The following is a 1,667-nucleotide window of genomic DNA, read 5'->3' on the forward strand; positions in this document are numbered from 1 at the left end:
GCGACGAGGCCATAATCGGCGACCTGGAAGATCGGAGCTTCCTCGTCCTTGTTGATGGCGACGATGACCTTCGAGTCCTTCATGCCGGCCAGATGCTGGATCGCGCCGGAAATGCCCACCGCAATATAAAGATCGGGCGCGACCACCTTGCCGGTCTGGCCCACCTGCCAGTCGTTCGGCGCATAGCCCGCATCGACCGCGGCGCGCGAGGCGCCCATGGCCGCGCCCAGCTTATCCGCCACCGGCTCGATATAGGTCTTGAAATTCTCGGCGTTCTGCATCGCCCGCCCGCCCGAGATGATGATCTTGGCCGAGGTCAGCTCCGGACGGTCCGATTTCGACAAAGCCTCGCCCTTGAACGAGGACAAAGCCGGATCGCCCGCCGCCGCAACGGCCTCCACCGGCGCCGCGCCGCCCGCTTCCGTCGCCGCAAACGAGGCCGTGCGCACCGTCACAACCTTGATCCGGTCGGTGCTCTGCACCGTCTGGATGGCATTGCCCGCATAAATCGGTCGCTCGAACGTGTCAGCCGAGATAACCTTGGTGATTTCCGAGACCTGCATCACGTCCAGCAGCGCCGCAACGCGCGGCATCACGTTCTTCGCCCCCGCCGTGGCGCAGCCGACAATCGCCGAATAGGAACCGGCCAGCGCGACGATCAGCGCCGAAAGCGGCTCGGCCAGACCATGCGCATAAAGCGCGGCATCGGCGACGCGCACCCTGGCCACGCCCGAAAGCTTCGCCGCCTCGGCAGCAATCGATCCGACATTTTCGCCGGCCACAAGCACATCGACCGGCGCGCCAAGCTCCAGCGCCGCCGTCAGCGCCTTGGCGGTGACATCCGAGAGCTGGCCGTTGTGATGATCTGCAACAAGAAGCGTCGTCATCAGATTACTCCTGCTTCATTCTTCAGTTTCGACACGAGTTCGGCCACCGAGGCCACCTTGACGCCCGCCTTGCGGCCCGACGGCTCAACCGTCTTGAGCACATTGAGCCGCGGCGTCACGTCGACACCGAAATCGGCCGGGGTCTTCTCGTCGATCGGCTTCTTCTTGGCCTTCATGATATTGGGCAAAGAGGCATAGCGCGGTTCATTGAGGCGCAGATCCGTCGTGACGATCGCCGGAAGCTTCAGTTCCACCGTCTGCAGCCCGCCGTCCACTTCGCGGATAACATCCAGACTGCCCTCGCCGATTGTCACCTTCGAGGCAAATGTGCCCTGCGCCCAGCCCAGCAATGCCGCCAGCATCTGTCCGGTCTGGTTCGAATCGTCATCAATCGCCTGCTTGCCCAGAATGATCAGACCCGGCCCTTCCGCATCGGCCACGCCCTTGAGAATCTTGGCCACCGCCAGCGGCTCCACAACGCCCTCGGCCTTGACCAGAATGCCGCGGTCCGCGCCCATGGCCAGGCCGGTGCGCAAGGTCTCCGCCGCCTGCGCTGGGCCGATCGACACAACGATCACCTCGTCCGCCTTGCCCGCTTCCTTCAGACGCAGCGCCTCCTCAACGGCGATCTCGTCAAAAGGGTTCATCGACATCTTGACATTCGCAAGGTCAACCCCGCTCCCGTCCGCCTTGACCCGGATCTTCACGTTGTAATCAACAACCCGCTTTACGGGCACGAGAATCTTCATTTCGATGTGCTCCCGATCTTTGGCCAAAACC

Annotated in this window: 2 protein-coding genes; both read right to left on the reverse strand. The window is 63.2% G+C overall.

Going from position 1 to position 1,667, the window contains the following annotated elements; genetic code table 11:
• Positions 1–887 (reverse strand): electron transfer flavoprotein subunit alpha/FixB family protein (locus tag AC0N03_RS16720; protein ID WP_474290044.1); only part of this gene is annotated, 887 nt, incomplete at its 3' end.
• On the reverse strand, positions 887–1,636 hold the full coding sequence (locus AC0N03_RS16725; RefSeq protein ID WP_474290045.1) for an electron transfer flavoprotein subunit beta/FixA family protein: 750 nt from the start codon (positions 1,634–1,636) through the stop codon (positions 887–889). The genes AC0N03_RS16720 and AC0N03_RS16725, both read right to left, overlap by 1 nt.
• Positions 1,637–1,667 lie beyond the last annotated feature (31 nt).

The sequence above is a fragment of the Methylocystis sp. sgz306128 genome (assembly GCF_056032725.1).

Excerpts from the sequence above, each read along its gene's own strand:
- AC0N03_RS16725 (WP_474290045.1), bottom strand. The coding sequence starts at position 1,636 with ATGAAGATTCTCGTGCCCGTAAAGCGGGTTGTTGATTACAACGTGAAG.